This is a genomic window from Klebsiella sp. HN106 (genome assembly GCF_051209435.1).
GTDB lineage: Bacteria > Pseudomonadota > Gammaproteobacteria > Enterobacterales > Enterobacteriaceae > Klebsiella > Klebsiella oxytoca.
The window spans coordinates 1,261,702-1,280,943 of sequence record NZ_JBLURD010000001.1 but is presented as its reverse complement, the minus strand read 5'-3'; the positions used below and the strand labels follow the sequence as shown (position 1 = coordinate 1,280,943).

Below are 19,242 nucleotides of genomic sequence, written 5' to 3'. Positions count from 1 at the left end.
CCACCTTACACCATGGAGTTGACCTGCCCCGGCAGCTCGGAATCCGGGATACGTGAGGTGTACCAGGCAAAGCGCCAGCGTTTCCAGAAAGAATCGAAATGGAGAGCATCCAGATCCATGAATAATTCATGTTCAGGGTACAAGGTGATGAAAAAATGCGCCCAGCGCGCGCTCTGTTTCATATTATAAAGCGCTTTATCCCGTTTGTTACCGTACAGCTGCGACAGCGCCACCATGGCCTCCGGCGAACCTTTATTTGCCGCTTCCTGCACCTGTTGCAAATGTGAGTGCGCCAGCGCTAAATCTTTTACGCCGGCGATATTAAGCAGAAAGAGTTCCCAGGCCCGCTTATCGCCATAGCGGGAGGCCAGATAGAGATTATCGAGAAGGTTTTTTTCGTAAGCAGCGCGCTTTTCCGCCGGCGGAGCCTGGTTGATCAGACGTTCGCAGCAGTTGGCCATACGGAAATGGATCTCCTGCAGGTCCTGTTCATAGCCGTCATCGCCGCCGTTGGCGATCAAGCGATATTTATTATCTGCGTCGCGCTGCGCGACGTGCTGGCGTAAAATCTCGGCCGCTTGCTGGCAGTAACCGAAGGCGATGGCGGGATCGTACGGCAACAAGCCTCCGTTATCTCTGGCATGAGATTCCACCCCGAGCTGATTAAGCGCGCTGGGGATGTTTCTCCGGGCGCCAAGGTGGGCCAGAGGCAGGAGATATTCGGGGTAACCGAGCCAGCGAAAATCTTTTATCGCCGCCCGCCAGTTATGGTCGTATTCAATGTCGGCGACGCTATCGAGCCAGACGGCGCCCTGCGCTTCATCTTTTTCAAAGCCAAATAACCCCGCGTACTGGAAGTAGCCGCGATAGATTTTCGGCACGCCGTATTCGGTTTGTTGCGCATTCTGGCAGATGAAATTGTAAATCCACTCGCTGTCCGGGAAATCGCGCAGCGCAAACTTTAACGCCCACGCGGTGTAGTAATTGTTGAGCTTCACTTTTTCCATGACCGAACGCTGCAGGGTGAGCCAGAGCGCGTCTTTATCGTCTAAATCGCTATAGCAGAGCAACAGCCACTCCAGCGCATGGTGGCGAGACTGCGCCATGTGCGCCCGCCGGGCAATCTCTTCGGCTTTGGCGATAATATGCTCCCGCTCGGTCGGTGAATCCACTTCATTGATACGCAGATCGCGATGGTCATCCCACCAGATTAAAAGTTCCAGATGCTCCCGCTCGGCGGCGGTAAGATGATCGCATACCGTTGATGCCAGAAATTCGCGGATCTCCTGATGCGATCCTCCCCAGCGCGGCATACGAAACGGAATATACTCATCCAGCGCGTAAAATGCCGTCGGGAAAATCGCCAGACAAACGGCGAGCCAGTAGCGTTGCCCGGCGTCGCCATCGCACGCAGGCAGTACCTGCGGACGAGGCAGATCCGGGCATACCGCGTCGGCAAACGACAGACCGGAATGGGCCATCAGCGCCTCCACTTCCTGCGGTGAGCGGCGGTGATACTCAGCCAGTTCCTGCATCAGCGGTCGTCCTGCAACCTCAGCGCCGGCAAGGAACTCAGCCAGCCAGTCGGGCTGGCCGAAGACCTTAGAGTTAGTGCTGGTCAGGGACGCCGCCATCCACTGGCGTGGTTCGAGGTCGATGGCGTAGAGAACGGCAATGACCATCCGCTCATTGCAGGCGCTGGCGCAGATCCACATGGCGCGGGTGGTATCCTGCGCCCAGCCGTAGCTGCGATAGAGCCACGCGCGGTGGTTCCAGTACTGGGCCTCAGCAAGCCAGGCATAGCTGGAGCGCGGGCGGGCGCGCTGCCAGTTTTTGATCGGCGCTAACCCAGCAGGCCCGGCCTCGACCAGCGCATCCATATCGTAAAAATGGTTGCACATCTGCGTCCAGGCGAGGAAGTAACGTTTTTCCGCCTCGCGGCTGGTCAGGCTTTCCGCCAGCGCCCGGCTATAGCGCGCCTCGAGCTCGTCATAACATCCTTCGCGCAACAGGCCGGGAAGATCCGCGATAGACCACTCGCGCTGTCCGTCATTGAGGGGATTTTTACGGTTGCACATCTCAAACATGGCGGTGAGCAGTGGGTCATCCTTTTCCATATACACTCCTTTTAAACCGGGTCGAAAATTTTGAAGTCATTCCACGGCAGCGTTTTCCAGCGGCTGAAGGAGGCTTTCAGATAACAGGCCACCTCCTGCACATCGCGTCCGGCAACCGCCGTTGGCGTATCCATTAATGCCAGCCGTACCCGGCGGGCGCGGACGTAGGCGGTGGCGTAATCTTCCCACGAAGCAAAACAATCCTGCGCCCGCTGGGCGTTTAACAGGAGAACCAGCCAGGCCTGATTTTCGTCGCACCAGCCGAGTCCGGCGATACAGCGCGTCAGAAAGGCGGTGCGCATGCAGTCGAACGCCAGCGCGTCGCGAACCCGGCCCTGGGCCGCCAGGTGGTGGTAAAACGTGCGCGGCGAGTTGCCCATGCCCGCCGGCCAGCAGCGCAGGATCTCGGCGATCTGCTGGCGTAACGCCGCGCCGTCGAGGTGCTGATGCAAGCCCAGTTCTTTTTTTACCTGCTGCGTCAGGTGGCGGCGCTGGTCATCATCAAGTTTCAACGCCAGCTGTACGCCTTTTGTCGGCAGGCCATTGCGGTGCGAGAGGAGATCGGCTAACGCCAGCGCCCACTGGCGTCTTCGGCTATCGCGGCGCAGATCGTTAAGACGGTCCTTTTCTTTTTCCTCGGCGATGCGGGCGGCAACCAGCTGTTTATTCTTTTTTTTGGCGCGTAAGCGCAGGTAATAAGCGGTGGTAAACAAGGCTATCAGCAGCATCAAGGACTCTCTCCGGTGTGGGGTCGGTAGCGCGTGGTTTGTAGCGTCAGGCTCTCAATTTCAAAAGGCTGGCTGCAGGTGTTTTTCCCGGCAAGCGTAGGGTGCCATTCATGCTGTGGGAACAGCATTTCCGCCGCGGTCGCCACGTTGGGATCGATCGTCCGAAGATAGCGCAATGCCTCCGGAGCGCTGTGCAGAAGCAGCCACTGTAGCGCCACCGGTGGGTGAGGGAAGTGCGTCATTAAATGAAAATTGTTATGCAGAACGTTGAGTAAAAAATCAAAATCAACCACATCGGTGATAAATTTCCAGCCAGCAAATTGCGGCGTCGCTTCATAGACGATCCCCATACCTTCACAATCGGCGTGGCGCTCGGGACGTGGTTGCAGATAATGTAATAAAGCCAAAACGTCGGCGGCATATTTTTTAACAGGATGCTGGTTCTGCTTACCTTTAATTTGATCGATACTCATGCTGTCATTATTTATCCTCAGGCTCAGGGTGACGTGGGGAATATTATTTTCGTCGCGCAGGCTCAGAAGGCGAAATGCGCCTTGTTCAATTTGCCGGGCGTAGTACTCGCCGTAGCCGCCGGAGAGTGATCCTTTATCCTCGAACTGGCCGACGCAGTGCTGCATATGCCAGGATTCATAGGCCATTTCACTACGCAAGGCCGGGCTGGCGGCATCGAAGGCGACCCACTGCCCAGCAGTGCCCTTCATCAGCGGCTTAATGGCGTCGTCGCTGGAGGGGTACCAGCCTCGTTCGCGCAGGCGCTGCATTTTCTGGTGCTCGGCCTCGCGCATGTCCAGGACGGTGAAACAGTTAATGCGCTGAAGTTTGCTTTCCAGCCGCGTGCCTTCCAGCCGCGACAGGAACTCCAGTAACTCCCTTTCCGTCGCCAGCAGCTGCGGATGCTGTGGATTAAGATAGTAAAAGGCGCCGCCGCCGCCCAGCCCGGATATCAACCACGCGGGGATCGCCTTCTCCGCGCCAAAGTAAACCGCATAATCGGCGGCGGAGCGTACGGGGTAAACGTGGGGAAAATTACCGATAGCCCAGCGAAAAAAATGGTTGCTTAGCCAGCGTTGAATACTACTACCGTCGTCACGCTGTTCGCTGCGAGAAATAATGGCCGATTTTACATCAGGGGCGTTAATTATATTTCGTGGACTATATTTTCTATGAATATTACTCATGGCATTCCTTGCGCAGTTGAATATATAGAGAATATCCGCCTGCAATATATCATGCCGGTGACGTATTTCTTATTTTTGCCAGTATTCTCAGATTATGACCCGAAGGGCGCAGTTTTTTCCTGAAGCGCCGCTGAGGGGCTTATTTGTGGGAGCGGATAACAGAAAATGCCAGCCCCGGCGCTGAGCCGGAGCTGGGCGGTTACGCCAGGCGGCAGGCGTCGGCTTCCCAGCGATATCCAACGCCGTAAACGGCGCGGATAAATGACTGCTCGGCGTCCAGCGATTCCAGCTTGCGGCGCAGGTTTTTGATATGGCTGTCAATAGTGCGATCGGTGACCACGCGGTAATCATCGTACAGATGATTGAGCAGCTGTTCACGGGAGAAGACTTTACCCGGCTCCTGAGAGAGGGTCTTCAGCAGCCGGAACTCGGCGGGCGTGAGGTCCAGCAGCTTGTTGCGCCAGGAAGCCTGGAAGCGGCCCTCGTCGACAATCAGCGGGCTTTCGGCATCCAGCGCCTGCAGATCGCGCTGCGGCTTGCAGCGGCGAAGAATGGTCTTCACGCGGGCCACCACTTCACGCGGGCTGTAGGGCTTACAGATATAGTCATCGGCGCCGATTTCTAACCCCAGCAAGCGGTCGATCTCCTCGATTTTGGCGGTTACCATCACCACAGGAACCTCAGAGAAACGGCGGATTTCCCGGCACAGAGTGAGTCCGTCGGTACCGGGCAGCATCAGATCCAGCAGGATCAGATGCGGCGGCGTCTGGCGAACGTACGGTAGAACCCGATCGCCGTGATTGATCAGCGTCGGCGCATAACCCGCCGCCTGAAGATAATCGATCAGCAATTGGCCCAGTTTGGGCTCATCTTCCACGATAAGAATGCGCGGCGTGTTTTCATCAACAGGTAATTCAGTCATACGTCTCTCGATAAATTACGTTCCAGAGGTAACTCTACTTTAATGCTAACCCCGCCCAAAGGCGAATGGCCGGCACGTAAAGTGCCGCCGTGGGCAGCCACGATGTTAAGGCAAATTGCCAGCCCCAGACCAGAGCCGCCGCTGGCACGATTACGCGACCCTTCGGTACGATAAAAGCGCTCAACCAGCCGCTCCAGCTGTTCGTCGGTGACGCCGGGCGCGCTATCGGCAAAGTCGAGAATCAGCATCTGGCCGCTCTGGCTGGCGCTAATCTGCAGGCCGCCGCCGCTATCGGTATAGCGCAGGCTGTTTTCCAGCAGGTTGTTGAACAGCTGCATCAGGCGATCCCGGTCGCCGAAAATCGCCGCGCTTTCCGGCAGCGAAACGCCAATCGACAGTCCACGGCTGGCGAAGCGCTCGCGAAACGCGCCGGCGGCGACCTCCAGCAGATTAATAATATCCACCGAGCTTTTCTGGTAGGTGAGGGCGCCTTCATCGGACATGGAAAGCTGGTGCAAATCCTCGACCAGTTTGGTGAGGGTGGCGACCTCCGCCTGTAGGGAGGCGATGGAATCCGGGGTAAATTTCCTGATGCCATCCTGAATCGCCTCCAGCTCGCCGCGCAGCACCGCCAGCGGCGTGCGCAGTTCATGAGAAATATCGGCCATCAGGTCGCGGCGCATTTGCTGATTGCGTTCAAGGGTACTGGCTAGCTGGTTGAAATCTTTCGCCAGGCGCCCCAGTTCATCGCTGCTGGTGGCGGTGACCCGGGTGGAGAAATCGCCGGCCGCCAGACGGTGAGTCCCCTCAACCAGCCGTTTAACCGGGGCGAGCAGACCGCGCGCCAGCGGGAAGGTGGCCAGCGCCGCCAGCAGCGTAGCGAGGGCGACAATCAGCCAGCTGGTGCGTTTCTGCTGACGGTCGAAGTTGATATCGGTATTGCGCGTCAGGCGCTCAACCGGCGAGGCAATGACCGCGCCAACCTCGACGCCGTTAACCATAATGCTGCGCCGGGTGCCGTCTGTCGGGACGCGCTCGCGCGGGCCCACCAGTACGCGCCCTTTCTGATCGACCACCCAGAACATCGTGCGCCAGCCGTGCGGAGGCATATCAGGACCGGGACCGCGATCGCCACGATCGCCGCGCGGGCCCTCAAGGGGGCGGTCCGGCGCGGCATCCGGCGGCATCTCTCCGGGGCCGGGGCCCGGACGCGGTTCGTCCATCGGACCCATACCGCGACCCGGCGGCGAGCGATCGTCATTGTCGCGCTCAAAGGTTTTCAGCAGCTGGAAAATAAAGCGGTCGTTGTTGCGCAGGAACTTCCAGCTGCCGTGCTGGGCATACTGTTCGCTCAGGGCATCGCCGAGCATGGTCAGGCGCTGTTCGTTGCCGCGCTTGATATAGTCGATAAAGCCGCGTTCAAAACTGATACGCACCGCCCAGTGCATGCTGATTAGCAGCACGATGCAGGTGGCAAGAATCGCGATAAACAGCTTGCCGGTAATGCCGGGACGCCAGAACTTCAAGACTCACTCCTTTTACGGCGACGAAGCACGGTATTCATCGTGGTGTCGTCCGGTACGCGGGAAAAAATGAGTGCCGGCAGCGCAATAACCACCGCCATGCTTAAGTAGGTATAAAGAAACACCTGATGAGCGGTCGCCGCATCGACGCCGATATGCTGCTGGCCGTAGAGACCGAGTAGCATCCCGGCGATAGTGACGCCGATACTCATCGACAGCTGCATGACCATCGATAGCATGCTGTTGCCGCTGCTGGCCAGATCGTCGGGCAGGTCTTTCAGGGTCAGGGTATTCATTGAGGAGAAGCGGCTGGAGTTAATCATTCCCTGCAGAAACAGGACCACCGGCAGCAGCCAGTACCAGCCCGCGAGCGCGACGCCCATAAATAGCAGGCTGACCAGCGCGAGGCCGATCGTTGAAGTCACCAGCACCCGACGATAGCCGAAGCGGTTGACCACCTGAACCACAATGCGCTTCATTCCCATGCTGCCAAGCACCATCGGGATCATCATCAGCCCGGCGTGGAACGGCGAAAAGCCGAGGCCAATCTGTAAAAACACCGGGGTCATGAACGGCAGCATGCCGCTGCCGATGCGCCCGGCGAAGCTGCCGCCAAGGCCGAGAGAAAAGGTGCGGTTGTTGAACAGCTTCAGGCTGAACAGCGCGTTGCGGTTGCCGCGCGCGTGCCACAGATAGCACAGAATTGACGCCGCGCCGATGGCCACCAGCGCCGTCAGCCACAGGGGGGAGATTCCGAGCCCCTTTTTGCCGTCGAGCGCCAGGGTGAGCGTCGCCATGCCGGCGGCCAGCAAAATAAAGCCGAGGATATCAAAGCGCCGGGTTTGCAGAGTGTAGTTGGGCATCAGCCACAGCGTGGCGATGGCGCCGACGATGCCAACCGGAATATTGATCAGAAAGATCCAGTGCCAGGAGGCGTACTCCACCAGCATCCCGCCGAGCGCCGGGCCGAGCAGCGGCCCCACCTGGCCGGGCAGGGTGACGAAGGTCATCGCCGCCATATATTGGCTGCGCGGGACAATTTTCATTACCGTCAGGCGGCCTACGGGAACCATCATTGCGCCGCCGACGCCCTGCAGCACCCGGGCCAGAATCAGCTGATCGAGCGTGGCGGCCTGCGCGCAGAACAGGGAGCCGGCGGTGAACAGCACGATGGCGCTAAAAAAGATATTTCTTACTCCGACACGATCCGCCAGCCAGCCGCTGGCGGGCAGCATCACCGCCACCGTCAGCACGTAGGAGACGATAACCATATGCATATGCAGCGGGCTCTCCCCAAGACTTTGCGCCATTGAGGGGAGGGCGGTGTTAACGATGGTAGTATCCAGCGCCTGCATAAAAAAGCCAAAGGCCACTATCCACAGCTGCCAGCGTACGCTGGAAGGAAGATCTGTCATGTTATTCGCTTACCGGTTGATGGACTTTTCGCGAAAAACGCAGCCGCAGACGGTCGAAGAATAGATAGACCACCGGCGTGGTATACAGGGTCAACAGCTGACTCATCACCAGACCGCCGACAATGGTAATCCCTAAGGGCTGGCGCAGCTCGGCGCCATCGCCGCCAGAGATAACCAGCGGCAGCGCGCCGAACAGCGCCGCCAGGGTGGTCATCATTATCGGCCGGAAGCGCAGTAGACAGGCCTGGAAGATTGCCTCTTCCGGCGGCAGGTTGCCGTTGCGCTGCGCTTCCAGGGCAAAGTCGACCATCATGATGGCGTTTTTCTTCACAATGCCAATTAATAGCATAATCCCGATAAGCGCGATTAGGCTGAACGGGGCATCGAAAAGCTCCAGCGCCAGCAGCGCGCCGACGCCCGCGGACGGAATAGTCGACAGAATGGTTAGCGGATGAACGTAGCTCTCATAGAGGATCCCCAGCACGATATAGACCGTGGCGATAGCCGCCAGAATCAGGATCACCTGCGAGTTCATGGTCTCCTGGAACACCTGCGCGGTCCCGGCGAACGACCCGCGGACGCTGGACGGTACGCCAAGCTGGGTCATCGCCCGGTTAATGGCGTCGCTGGCTTCTGACAGCGATTTGCCGGTAGGCAGGTTAAACGACACGGTCGATGCCGCCGACAGCCCCTGATGGTTCACCGACAGCGGGGCGTTGGCCGGCTGCCATTTGGCGAAATAGGATAGCGGGATCGGCTTGTCTTCGCTGTTGATCACAAACATTTTATCGAGGGCGCTGACGTCCTGGGTGTAGACCGGGTCGACCTGCATCACCACTTTATACTGGTTCAGCGGCTGGTAGATGGTTGAGATCTGCCGCTGACCGAAGGCGTTATTCAGCAGATTATTGGCATCCTGCACGCTGATGCCGAGTCGCGACATGGTATCGCGGTCGTAGATCAGGTCCATCTCGGCGCCGTTATTCTGGCTGTCGGAGTTGACGTCCGCCAGTTCCGGCAGCGCCGCCAGCGTTTTGCGGATTTTGGGTTCCCACTCCCGCAGCGCCGCAAGGTCGTCAGACAGCAGCGTGTACTGGTAGCTGGCGTTGGCCTGACGGCCGCCGACGCGGATATCCTGTACCGCCATCAGGAACAGGTTGGCCCCCGGCTCTTTGGCCAGCTTCTTCCGCAGCCGATCGATAATCTGCTGCGCCGTTTCATGGCGCTCATCGCGCGACTTCAGGGTGATAAACATCATCCCGCTGTTGACCCGCGAGCCGCCGGTAAAACCGGTGACGTTGTCCACCGCCGGATCTCCACGGATGATCTTCATAAAGTCCTCCAGCTTGCCGCGCATCGCCTGGAACGAGATGCTCTGATCGGCCTGGATCCCGCCCATCAGCACCCCGGTGTCCTGCTCCGGGAAGAAGGTTTTAGGAATCGAAATATAGAGCCAGACGCTCAGCGCGATGGTGCCAGACAGCACCAGGCCGGTTAAGCGGCTATGCTTCAGTACCCACTTCAGCGACTTACCGTATCCGCCCTGAATCGCCACCAGCAGGCGGCCAACACCGCGCTTGCGCGTCGGCTCGTGCGGCTTGCCGCTTTTCAGCAGCCAGCCGCACATCATCGGCGTCAGGGTCAGGGAGACCGCCAGCGAGATGCCGATCGCCACCGACAGAGTAACGGCGAATTCGCGCAGCAGCCTTCCCGGCAGGCCGCCCATCAGCAGCAGCGGCAGGAATACCGCCACCAGCGACAGGCTCATCGACAGAACGGTAAATCCGACTTCCCGGCTCCCCTGCAGCGCCGCCTGCAGCGGCTTCATGCCCGCTTCGAGATGGCGGGAAATGTTTTCCAGCACCACGATGGCGTCATCAACCACGAAGCCGGTAGCGATGGTCAGCGCCATCAGCGACAGGTTGTTAAGGCTGAAGCCGCACAGGTACATGGCGGCGAAGGTGCCGATCAGCGAAACCGGAACCGCCACCGCCGGGATCAGCGTCGCGCGCCCCGAGCGGAGGAAGAGGAAGACCACGAGGATCACCAGCGCCACCGAGATCACCAGCGTTTGCTCAACTTCCTCCAGCGAGGCGCGGATGGTCGGCGAACGGTCCTGGGCGATTTGCAGATCGACAGAGGCCGGGATGGTGCGCTGTAGCTCCGGCAGACGGGCGCGAATGCTGTCCACCGTCTCAATGATATTGGCCTCCGGCAGCTTACGGATCATCAGCAAAATCGCCGGTTTGGCGTTAGTCATCCCGGCGTTGCGCACGTCCTGCACCGAATCGGTGACGTTGGCGACGTCGCCGAGGCGCACCGCCGCGCCGTTGTTGTAGTGCACGATCAGCGGCTGGTATTCGGCAGCAGTTTTCAGCTCGTCGTTGGTCGCCACCTGCCAGCGGTGGGTGGCATCTTCCAGCGCCCCCTGCGGTTTACGCACGTTGGCGTTGCTGATGGCGGTGCGCACCGCGTCGAGCGACACGCCCTGGTTAAACAGCGCCTGCGGGTTGAGGTCGACGCGCACAGCGGGCAGCGAACTGCCGCCGACGTCGACGTCGCCGACGCCGTCAATCTGGGCAATGGTCTGCGCCAGTTGGGTTGAGGCGAAGTCGTACAGCTCACCCTGGGACCAGGTATCCGAGGTGAGGGTGAGGATCATGATCGGCGCGTCTGACGGGTTGGCTTTGCGATAGGTCGGACGGCTCGGCATACCGCTCGGCAGCAGGCTTTGCGCAGCGTTAATCGCCGCCTGCACGTCGCGGGCAGCGCCGTTGATATCGCGGTCAAAGTTGAACTCAAGAATGATGCGCGTACTGCCGAGCGAGCTGGAGGAGGTCATCTCATTGACCCCGGCAATCCGCCCCAAAGAGCGCTCCAGCGGCGTCGCCACCGAAGAGGCCATAGTCTCCGGCGACGCGCCGGGCAGCGAGGCGCTGACCATGATAACCGGGAAGTCCACCTGCGGCAGCGGCGCTACCGGCAGCAGGCGAAAACCGAGGATGCCGCAGAGAGTAATGGCGAGCGAAATCAGAATCGTCGCCACCGGACGGTAAATGAAGAGCGCGAAAAACTTCACCTACGCCTCCTCTTCACGCCGCGGGAATCGGCTCTTCATATACAGCGACAGTCGGTCGAACAGCAGATAGATCACCGGGGTAGTGAACAGGGTCAGCACCTGGCTGAGCATCAGACCGCCGACCATGCCAATCCCCAGCGGACGGCGCAGCTCCGCGCCGACGCCGGTGCTGAGCATCAGCGGCAGCGCGCCGAGCAGGGCGGCGAGGGTGGTCATCAGGATGGGACGAAAGCGCAGCAGACAGGCCTGGTAGATAGCCTCGTGCGGCGGCATGCCCTGTTCGCGTTCGGCGGCCAGCGCGAAGTCGATCATCATGATGGCGTTTTTCTTGACGATGCCGATCAGCAGTATGATGCCGATAATCGCGATAACGTCCAGTTCGCTCCCCGCCAGCCACAGCGCCAGCAACGCGCCCACGCCCGCCGTCGGCAGGGTGGAGAGAATCGTTATCGGGTGAATAAAGCTTTCATACAGTACTCCGAGGACGATATACATCGCCACTACCGCAGCGACCACCAGCCAGACGGTGCTGCCCAGCGCCGACTGGAAAGCCAGAGAGCTGCCCTGGAACTGGGTGCGGATATCGCTCGGGAATTCCAGCGCCTGTTCGGCGCCAAGGATGGCATCGACCGCATCGCCCAGCGAATAGTTATCCGGCACGTTAAACGAGATGGTGGTGACCGGGAACTGATCGAGATGGTTTATGGATAGCGGGGCAAAACGCTCCTCGACGCTGGCGATGGATTTCAGCGGCACAATCCCGCCGTCGCTGCTGGTCAGGCGAATATTATCCAGCGCCGCCAGCCCCGGCGTGGCCTGGGTATCATGCTCCAGCACCACGCGGTACTGATTCGCCTGGGTATAGATGGTGGAGATTAAACGCTGGCCGAAGGCGTTATACAGCGCATTATCGACGTCCGCCATGCTGATGCCGAGGCGGCTGGCGCTATCGCGGTCAACGTTGATATACGCCGCCAGGCCCTTGTCCTGCCAGTCGCTGCTGACGTCGGAGAGCTGCGGCAGCGCCTGCAGCCGGGTCAGCAGCTGTGGCACCCAGTTGCTGAGCGCATCCAGCGAGTTCGCCTGCAGGGTGAACTGGTACTGAGTGCGGCTGACGGTGGTGTCAATGGTCAGATCCTGCGTGGGCTGAAGGTAAAGCTCAATGCCGGGAATCCCGCTCACCGCGTTCTGCAGGCGGCCGATCACCGTCTGCACGCGATCGTCGCGCTCGTCCAGCGGCTTAAGGTTGATTTGCAGGCGGGCGCTGTTGAGCGCCGGGTTAGTGCCGTCAACCCCGACGTAGGAGGTCAGGCTTTCCACCGCCGGATCTTTGAGTATCGCCGCCGACACCTGCTGCTGGCGCTCGGCCATGTTGGCGAACGACGCCGACTGCGGCGCCTGCAGCGTACCCTGAATGATGCCGTTGTCCTGAATCGGGAAAAAGCCCTTCGGAATAAACACCCATAGCATAATCGACAGCACCAGGGTACCGAGGGCCACGCTCAGTGTCAGCCAGGGATGATTCAATACCCGGCTCAGCCAGCGGCCATAGACGGCGATCACCCGCTCAAAGAAACGCTCGCTGGCGCGCGAGAAGCGGTTCTGCTTGCGCAGCGACTCGTGGCTCAGCATGCGGGCGCACATCATCGGCGTCAGGGTCAGCGACACCACCGCGGAGATCAGGATCGCCACCGCCAGGGTAATGGCGAACTCGCGGAACAGGCGGCCCACGATATCGCCCATAAACAGCAGCGGGATCAGCACCGCAATCAGCGAGAAGGTCAACGAGATAATGGTAAAGCCAATCTCTCCGGCCCCTTTCAGGGCGGCGGCCAGCGGCTTTTCGCCTTTCTCGATATAGCGCGAGATGTTTTCGATCACCACGATGGCATCATCGACCACAAAGCCGGTGGCGATGGTCAGGGCCATCAGCGTCAGGTTGTTAATCGAGAAATCGAGAAACACCATTACCGCAAAGGTGCCGACCAGCGATAGCGGCACGGCGATGCCGGGAATAATCGTCGCCGGGACATTGCGCAGAAAGACGTAAATAATCATCACCACCAGGGCGATAGCCAGCATCAGCTCGAACTGAGTGTCGCTAACCGACGCCCGGATGTTGGTAGTGCGGTCGGAAAGCACCTGTACTTTGACTGATTTCGGCAGGCTTTCGGTCAACTGCGGCAGCATCTGGCGGATGCTGTCGGCGGTAGAGATAATATTGGCCCCCGGCTGGCGCTGGACGTTCATGACGATCGCCCGCTGATTGTTCGCCCATGCCCCGAGCCAGCTGTTTTCCGCGCCCTGTTCCACGGTGGCGACGTCGCCGAGGCGAATCGGCGCGCCGTTCTGCCAGGCGATAATCAGGCGGCGATAATCTTCTGCCGACTGCATCTGATCGTTGGCGGAGAGGGTCACCGCCCGCGCCGGGCCGTCAAGGCTCCCTTTCGCCGAGTTGACGTTGGCGCTGGTTATCGCGGTGCGCACCGTTTCGCTGGTCAGCCCGAGCGCGGCGATGGCCTGGGCGTTGAGCTTGACGCGTACCGCCGGGCGCTGGCCGCCCGCGAGGGTGACCAGCCCGACGCCGGAAACCTGGGAGATCTTCTGCGCCACGCGGGTCTCGACCATATCCTCGACCTGGGTCATCGGCACGGCGGAAGAGGTGACCGCGAGGGTCATAATCGGCGGATCGGCGGGGTTAACTTTGCTGTAGACCGGCGGGTTAGGCAGGTCAGAAGGCAGCAGGTTGGTGGCGGCGTTGATGGCCGCCTGTACTTCCTGTTCCGCGACGTCCAGCGGCAGCGTGAGCTGGAACTGGAGCGTGACCACCGACGCGCCGCCGGAGCTCTGGGAGGACATCTGCTTGAGCCCGGACATCTGGCCAAACTGGCGCTCCAGCGGGGCCGTCACGGATGAAGTCATCACGTCCGGGCTGGCGCCGGGATAGAGGGTTACCACCTGAATCGTCGGGTAGTCCACTTCCGGCAGCGCCGAAACCGGTAAGAATCGATAGCCGATAATCCCGGCCAGCATGATGGCCACCATTAACAGCGTCGTGGCGACCGGGCGCATGATAAACAGACGGGAAGGGCCGCCCGTACTGCTCGGCGGTAACACTTGCATCAGGAGCGCGCTCCTTTTTTACCGTATTCGCGGCTGGTGGCTTTTTCCGGCTCGGCGGCGGTTGCCGCATCGTGGGCTTCGACGACCTCAACTTTTGCGCCTTCGGTCAGACGATCGATCCCGTCAGTGACCACGCGATCGCCGGCGGAAAGACCGGCGTTGATCACCACTTTAAGACTGTCCTGAATACCCGGCGTGACGGTGTGCTTGCTGACCTTGTTCTCGTCGTTCAGTACCCAGACGAAATGACCTTCGTTACCCATTTGCAGCGCGGCGGTTGGGATCACTACCGCGTTTTGCTCAGTATCGACCAGCATACGGGCGTTGACGAATTGATTGGGGAACAGGGCGTCATCAAGGTTTGTAAAGCGCGCTTTCAGCTTGATAGTGCCGGTGGTGGCGTCAATCTGGTTATCGAGGCTCAGCAGCGAGCCTTCGCTGATTTTCTGTTTATTGGTGCGGTCCCAGGCTTCGACCGCCAGCTTTTTCCCCGCCTTTTGCGCCTGTACGACGGTGGCGATTTGGTTTTCCGGCAGCGTAAAGACCACATCAATAGGGTGGTTTTGCGTCAGCACCACAATGCCGGTGGTGTCGCCGCTGGAGATCTGGTTGCCGATATCCACCTGTTTTAAGCCGACCCGGCCGTCAATCGGCGCGGTGATGCGGCTCCAGTTCAGCTGCAGCTGGGCGCTGGCGACAGCGGCTTCGTCCGCCTTAATCGTGCCCTGGGTTTCGCTGACCAGCGACTGCTGGGTATCCAGCTCCTGGCGCGACACCAGATTGGTTTTCACCAGCTGCTGGTAGCGCGCCAGATCGCGGCGGGCGTTGGCGAGGGTCGCCCGATCTTTGGCCAGTTGCCCCTCGGCCTGGGCGAGGGCGACTTTAAACTGGCTGGGATCGATTTCCGCGAGCAGATCGCCCGCTTTGACCTGCTGGCCTTCGGTAAAGTGGATCGCCAGAAGCTGGCCGTCGACGCGGCTGCGCACGGTGACGGTATTCGCCGCCGTCACGGTGCCGAGGCCGGAAAGGTAGCGCGGCACCGCTTCGCTGGTCGCGGTTGCCGCCTGTACCGGCGCGAGGGCGGCGCCAAAACGACCGGGCCGTCCGCCTCCGGGGCTCTGCTGACGCGCGCCTGTCGCCGTCGGCGCGCCGCTATTTGCCGCTTCGCGACCCTGCCAGAACCAGTACGCGGCGCCCGCGACGATCGCTACCACCAGCACGGCTGCCCAACGGCTTTTATTGCTACCTTTCATTAATTTGCTATCTCATCCTGAAACGTTTCACGGGATGATACTAGTTTAGTCAGCGAACGCCGCTTAAAAATGGAGGAATTATGAAAAGACTGTCCAGAAACGTCTGGAAAAAACGCTTTTCCTTGAGCCGGTTACGATGAATAGTTAGGCGTAAAATTCGCTTAACGATTTTGCTTAGCCGGGCGAGGAACCCGGTTAATTATCGCCGGTCATTCGCTGTTTCTTAAGGGTCACAGCGGAATGCGTCGCAGCCAGGCTGATATACAGCGTGAATAAGCGGCCCCGGGGCGTGATTCAGCCTGATTGGCAGGCGCATCTGTTTAATAATCAAATTCACTCAAGATTTTGCTTTAAGCAATGCGACCACTATCAGAGGGTTCTTTATGCATTTTACCCAAGCTATCGCCCGTCTACCGGCCGCCACCTGCGGCGCAGGACAAACTACCGCCCAACTGGGCGCGCCGGATATCGCTGCCACCACGCGCCAGTTTCTCGCCTATGTAGAGACCCTTCTGCAGCTCGGCCTGAAGGTCACCGTGCTTCCTGCCGCGGCGGAATATCCCGATGCGCACTTTGTTGAAGATACCGCGGTGGTCATGCCGGAACTGGCGGTGATTACTCATCCGGGCGCGCCGAGCCGTCAGGGCGAAGTCGATACCATTGCGCCGGTGCTGGCGGGGTTTCGTCCACTGGTGCAGATGAGCGAAAGCGGACATATGGACGGCGGCGACGTGCTGCTGGTGGGCAAACGATTTTTTATCGGCCTGACGGCGCGTACCGATGAGCAGGGGATCCGCGAATTTGCCGCCGCCGTTGAGCCGCACGGCTACACGGTGACGGCGATTGACGTGAGCGCCGGTCTGCATCTGAAATCGATCGTCAACTATGTGGGCCGCAATACGCTGCTGCTGACGGAAGGCTACGTTAACCATCCGGCGTTTAGCGGCTTCAACCGTATCGTGATCCCGGAGGAAGAGGCCTACGCCGGAAATACGCTGTGGATCAACGATACCTTAATTACGCCGCAGGGCTACCCCTGTACCCTGGGCGAAATCAGCAAGCTGGGAATGCCTGTCGTGCAGCTCGACACCAGCGAATTTAAGAAAATGGATGGCGGCCTGACCTGCCTCTCACTGCGTTTTTAATTTTTGCGCCGACACCGGGGAGATCGAAATGAAACTACGCCTTGCCGCACTACTGGCCTGCATGGCGCTCAGCGCGCCGCTGGCCGCCCAGCAGTTTGATACCATTAGCTTTGGCGTCGATGGCGGCTATCCGCCGTTTGACGTACTGGCCCCCAGCGGTGAAATTACCGGTTTTGATATTGATATCGCCAACGCGCTGTGCACCCAGCTAAAAGCCAAATGCGTTTTCGTTAAGCAGCCGTTCGAAAGCATGATTGCCGCTCTCAATGCGCATAAGTTCGATGCCATTATCGCTTCGCTCAATATGACCGATGCGCGTAAAAAGGAAGTGGACTTCACCGACCGCTACTACCGCAGCGCAGCGCAGCTGGTGGCGCGCAAAGGTAGCCCGCTGCTGCCTGAGGTCGCCAGCCTGAAAGGCAAGACCGTCGGCGTCCAGACCGGTTCCACCCATGAAGCGTTTGCGAAGGCTAACTGGGCCAACCACGGCGTGAAGATCGTCAGCTACGCGAATCAGGATAACGTCTACCTCGACCTGCTCTCCGGACGTATTGACGCCGCTTTGCAGGATAATATCCAGGCGGCGACCGGCTTTATTGATACCCCGCGCGGGCAGAAATTCGCTTTTGCCGGTCCGGTCATTCAGGACGGCGGCATCTCTTCCGATGTGGGGATTGCGGTCAATAAAGATAATCCGGCGCTGCGGGATGCCCTGAACAGCGCTATCAAGGCTATTCGCGCCGATGGCACCTACGACGCTATCCAGAAAAAATACTTTAGCTTTGATATTTATGGCAAATAAGCCGTGAAGGCGAGGGCGCAGGCGCTGGCTTGCGCCCCTTTACGGCACCCGTGGAAGGCTGAACATGGTCGCAGACTATTTACCCTTACTGTTACGCGGCGCGGCGCTTTCGCTGTGCGTGATGCTCTGCTCATTGCTGGTCGCGCTGCTGCTGGGCCTGATCAACTCGCTGGTTAAACTCTTTGGCCCGCCGTGGCTGCGCCTGTTTTCCACCGCCTACACCACCCTGGTACGCGGTATTCCCGAGCTGGTGATTATGCTACTGCTGTTTTTCGGCGGCGAGATGCTGGTTAACCTGCTGCTGGCAGCGGTGGGGCTGGGGCCGGTGCGCTTCAATACCTTTTTTTCCGGCGTGCTGGCGATTGGCTTTGTGTTCGGCGCCTATTACACCGAGACCTTTCGCGGCGCATTTCTGACCGTCGATCGCGGGCAAACCGAAGCCGCGCAGGCCTACGGAATGCGCCCGTGGACGGTATTTCGCCGGGTGATGCTGCCGCAGATGCTGAGCTTCGCGATTCCCGGGATCAATAATAACTGGCTGGGGCTGATGAAAGCGTCGGCGCTGGTGTCGATCCTGGGCCTGGAGGACATGGTATGGCTGGCCGAGCAGGCCGGGCGCGCCACGCAGAAACCGTTCCTCTTCTATTTCCTGGTTTCCCTGATTTATATGGTCATTACCGCGCTCTCCAGCTGGTTGTTTAGCCGCCTGGCGAAGCGTTATGCGCTGCGTTCTTCCACGGCGGGGGCCGCGCTATGAATCTGCAAACCTTTCTCGATGCGATCCCGAGCTTTATCTGGAGCGACGGCAACGGTGCCGCCAGCGGGCTGGCGATAACGGCGGAGCTGTTTTTGCTCTCCATCGTTCCCGGGATGGCGCTGGCGATTGCGTTGGCGGTGGGGCAGGTGTACGGCCCGCGCGCGCTGGCGCTGCCCATCCGTGGTTTTACGTATTTTTTCCGCAGCACGCCGCTCTATCTGCAACTGATGCTGATTTACTACGGCCTGTCGCAGTTCGATATCGTGCAGACGGGTTGGATGAACGAGCAGCCGTTTTGGCTGCTGTTTCGCGATGCGACTTTCTGCGCCACGCTGGCGCTGGTGCTGAACACCTCCGCTTACGTTGCGGAGCTGCTGGCGGGGATGATGCTGACCTTTCCCCGTCAGGAGTGGGTTGCCGGAGAAGCCTATGGGATGGGGAAATGGCAGATTATTCGTCGTCTGGTGCTGCCCGCGACGCTCAGACGCGGGATCCCGGCGCTGAATAATGAAATGGTCTTTTTGCTCCACGCCACCTCGCTGGCCAGCACGGTAACCCTGCTGGATATTACCGGCGTGGCCCGCGCGTTCTACGCCATGACCTGGTCGCCGTTTATTCCGTTTCTGATGGCCGCGGCGCTCTATCTCCTGTGCACCTTTCTGCTGATTTTCGCCTTTTCCCGCGCCGAACGGCGCTGGCTGGCGTTTATCCGCCGCGGCTAATCAGGAGCGCTTAATCGCCTGGAGTTCGGTCAGAGTAACGATTTTATCAACGTGAAACTTTTTACTGGTCAGCCAGCTATCCGCCAGCTGGCAATAGTGCGCCATGCTGCGACAGCCGATGCGTACCAGAAAGTCGAAGCTGCCGCTCACCAGCCAGCAGTCCAGCACTTCGGGCGTCTGGCGCATCTCCTGTTCAAACACCGGCTGCGAGCGGCCGTGGTCGGCCAGGGCGATTTGCGCCTGCACCACAAACGCATGCTCCGGCTCGGGCAGTTCGATAATGGCGCTGTAGCCGCGAATGATGCCGTCACGCTCGAGGCCGCGCACGCGTTCCAGACATGGACGCGCGGTGAGATTTACCTGCTCCGAGAGCTTCTGATAAGAAATGCGGCCATCCCGGCGCAGGATTTCAAGGATCTTATGATCGATACGGTCAAGCCGGGTTTTCTTTTCCACA

General features: G+C 59.6%; 14 protein-coding genes. 4 read left to right on the top strand and 10 right to left on the bottom strand.

Annotated elements, in window-relative coordinates:
- Positions 1–5 precede the first annotated feature (5 nt).
- From ACSIPU_RS06000 to ACSIPU_RS05960, 9 genes are all read right to left on the bottom strand, one after another.
- Entirely contained in the window at positions 6–2,117 is a 2,112-nt protein-coding gene (locus tag ACSIPU_RS06000; RefSeq protein ID WP_196557452.1) for a DUF4034 domain-containing protein, read from the bottom strand.
- Positions 2,118–2,128: 11 nt separating this feature from the next.
- Complete coding sequence (locus ACSIPU_RS05995) at positions 2,129–2,845, bottom strand: DUF1266 domain-containing protein (protein WP_004103748.1); 717 nt, start codon at positions 2,843–2,845, stop codon at positions 2,129–2,131.
- On the bottom strand, positions 2,845–4,044 hold the full coding sequence (locus ACSIPU_RS05990; RefSeq protein WP_135800478.1) for a PcfJ domain-containing protein: 1,200 nt from the start codon (positions 4,042–4,044) through the stop codon (positions 2,845–2,847). The genes ACSIPU_RS05995 and ACSIPU_RS05990 overlap by 1 nt, the downstream gene beginning before the upstream one ends.
- 199 nt (positions 4,045–4,243) lie before the next feature.
- Positions 4,244–4,966, bottom strand: coding sequence for a two-component system response regulator BaeR (gene baeR / locus ACSIPU_RS05985; RefSeq protein ID WP_004103744.1), 723 nt, complete (start codon positions 4,964–4,966; stop codon positions 4,244–4,246).
- A complete protein-coding gene (gene baeS / locus ACSIPU_RS05980; RefSeq protein WP_032728501.1) occupies positions 4,963–6,492 on the bottom strand; it encodes a two-component system sensor histidine kinase BaeS in 1,530 nt (509 codons plus the stop codon). The genes baeR and baeS overlap by 4 nt, the downstream gene beginning before the upstream one ends.
- On the bottom strand, positions 6,489–7,904 hold the full coding sequence (locus ACSIPU_RS05975) for an MFS transporter (RefSeq protein WP_135800479.1): 1,416 nt from the start codon (positions 7,902–7,904) through the stop codon (positions 6,489–6,491). Before ACSIPU_RS05975 ends, baeS begins: the two co-directional genes overlap by 4 nt.
- A 1-nt stretch (position 7,905) precedes the next feature.
- Entirely contained in the window at positions 7,906–10,983 is a 3,078-nt protein-coding gene (gene mdtC / locus ACSIPU_RS05970; RefSeq protein ID WP_196557453.1) for a multidrug efflux RND transporter permease subunit MdtC, read from the bottom strand.
- A complete protein-coding gene (locus ACSIPU_RS05965; protein ID WP_004114003.1) occupies positions 10,984–14,106 on the bottom strand; it encodes an MdtB/MuxB family multidrug efflux RND transporter permease subunit in 3,123 nt (1,040 codons plus the stop codon).
- Positions 14,106–15,359, bottom strand: a complete 1,254-nt coding sequence (locus ACSIPU_RS05960; protein WP_105890518.1) for an MdtA/MuxA family multidrug efflux RND transporter periplasmic adaptor subunit — start codon at positions 15,357–15,359, stop codon at positions 14,106–14,108. The genes ACSIPU_RS05965 and ACSIPU_RS05960 overlap by 1 nt, the downstream gene beginning before the upstream one ends.
- 383 nt (positions 15,360–15,742) lie before the next feature.
- Here ACSIPU_RS05960 and ACSIPU_RS05955 point away from each other — a divergent pair, with 383 nt between their 5' ends.
- The 4 genes from ACSIPU_RS05955 to ACSIPU_RS05940 all read left to right on the top strand — a co-directional run bounded on the left by ACSIPU_RS05955 (position 15,743) and on the right by ACSIPU_RS05940 (position 18,785).
- The gene (locus ACSIPU_RS05955; RefSeq protein ID WP_004113999.1) at positions 15,743–16,504 is read left to right on the top strand and encodes a dimethylarginine dimethylaminohydrolase family protein; all 762 of its coding nucleotides are present in this window, start codon (positions 15,743–15,745) and stop codon (positions 16,502–16,504) included.
- 28 nt (positions 16,505–16,532) lie between these two features.
- Entirely contained in the window at positions 16,533–17,306 is a 774-nt protein-coding gene (locus tag ACSIPU_RS05950; RefSeq protein WP_064372572.1) for an ABC transporter substrate-binding protein, read from the top strand.
- 64 nt (positions 17,307–17,370) lie between these two features.
- Positions 17,371–18,063 (top strand): ABC transporter permease, encoded by a 693-nt coding sequence (locus tag ACSIPU_RS05945; protein ID WP_004103729.1) that lies wholly within the window; start codon positions 17,371–17,373, stop codon positions 18,061–18,063.
- On the top strand, positions 18,060–18,785 hold the full coding sequence (locus ACSIPU_RS05940) for an ABC transporter permease (RefSeq protein WP_004103727.1): 726 nt from the start codon (positions 18,060–18,062) through the stop codon (positions 18,783–18,785). The genes ACSIPU_RS05945 and ACSIPU_RS05940 overlap by 4 nt, the downstream gene beginning before the upstream one ends.
- Here ACSIPU_RS05940 and ACSIPU_RS05935 read toward each other — a convergent pair whose 3' ends face one another.
- Positions 18,786–19,241 carry an Lrp/AsnC family transcriptional regulator gene (locus ACSIPU_RS05935; RefSeq protein WP_004103726.1) on the bottom strand — a complete coding sequence of 152 codons (456 nt, stop codon included), beginning with the start codon at positions 19,239–19,241 and terminating at the stop codon, positions 18,786–18,788.
- Position 19,242 lies beyond the last annotated feature (1 nt).

What these genes read in the sequence shown, in the direction of transcription:
- ACSIPU_RS05950 (WP_064372572.1), top strand. Translation starts at nt 16,533, where the DNA reads ATGAAACTACGCCTTGCCGCACTACTGGCCTGCATGGCGCTCAGCGCG.
- ACSIPU_RS05960 (WP_105890518.1), bottom strand. Translation starts at nt 15,359, where the DNA reads ATGAAAGGTAGCAATAAAAGCCGTTGGGCAGCCGTGCTGGTGGTAGCG.
- ACSIPU_RS05990 (WP_135800478.1), bottom strand. Translation starts at nt 4,044, where the DNA reads ATGAGTAATATTCATAGAAAATATAGTCCACGAAATATAATTAACGCC.
- ACSIPU_RS05940 (WP_004103727.1), top strand. Translation starts at nt 18,060, where the DNA reads ATGAATCTGCAAACCTTTCTCGATGCGATCCCGAGCTTTATCTGGAGC.
- ACSIPU_RS05975 (WP_135800479.1), bottom strand. Translation starts at nt 7,904, where the DNA reads ATGACAGATCTTCCTTCCAGCGTACGCTGGCAGCTGTGGATAGTGGCC.
- baeR (WP_004103744.1), bottom strand. Translation starts at nt 4,966, where the DNA reads ATGACTGAATTACCTGTTGATGAAAACACGCCGCGCATTCTTATCGTG.
- ACSIPU_RS05955 (WP_004113999.1), top strand. Translation starts at nt 15,743, where the DNA reads ATGCATTTTACCCAAGCTATCGCCCGTCTACCGGCCGCCACCTGCGGC.
- ACSIPU_RS06000 (WP_196557452.1), bottom strand. Translation starts at nt 2,117, where the DNA reads ATGGAAAAGGATGACCCACTGCTCACCGCCATGTTTGAGATGTGCAAC.
- ACSIPU_RS05995 (WP_004103748.1), bottom strand. Translation starts at nt 2,845, where the DNA reads ATGCTGCTGATAGCCTTGTTTACCACCGCTTATTACCTGCGCTTACGC.
- ACSIPU_RS05945 (WP_004103729.1), top strand. Translation starts at nt 17,371, where the DNA reads ATGGTCGCAGACTATTTACCCTTACTGTTACGCGGCGCGGCGCTTTCG.
- ACSIPU_RS05965 (WP_004114003.1), bottom strand. Translation starts at nt 14,106, where the DNA reads ATGCAAGTGTTACCGCCGAGCAGTACGGGCGGCCCTTCCCGTCTGTTT.